The sequence below is a fragment of the Caballeronia sp. LZ043 genome (genome assembly GCF_031451075.1).
Lineage (GTDB): Bacteria > Pseudomonadota > Gammaproteobacteria > Burkholderiales > Burkholderiaceae > Caballeronia.
Genome location: NZ_JARUXT010000007.1, coordinates 1 through 397, shown reverse-complemented (window position 1 = coordinate 397; position 397 = coordinate 1). Strand labels below are relative to the sequence as shown.

Below are 397 nucleotides of genomic sequence, written 5' to 3'. Positions count from 1 at the left end.
GCAACTCAACGCGGGCAGCGCCGCGAATGACATCGGATCGCCGTTGGCCAGCACGGTGCGGCTGCCCATGAACGACTCCGCATCCTGCGACGGCCCCCGTGCATCCGATGCGGCAAAGCCCGCGCCCAACGGGAAGTGCAGGCCCGGCGCGTGGAACGTGTGCGTGCCTGCCGTCGCGCGCAGCAAGCCGTTGATCGTGATCGGCGCGCCCCCGCCGCCCGACCCGACGTGGCCACCCAAGGCATCGCTCACCTTGCGCTGCAGCGCGTTCGCCGCTTTCAGCGAGTCCCTACCGCTCTTGACGACGTCATTGTTCATGACGGTATCGACGGCGCCCAAGCCCGACTGGACCAGATCGCTTTGCATCACATCGGCGATCTGCTGTTCGTGGGCCTGC

The 397-nt window shown here is 67.8% G+C and carries 1 protein-coding gene; it reads right to left on the bottom strand.

What is annotated here, in order from left to right:
- Positions 1-397: hypothetical protein (locus QCE64_RS34315; protein WP_310008669.1), on the bottom strand; the 397-nt coding region annotated here is incomplete at both ends.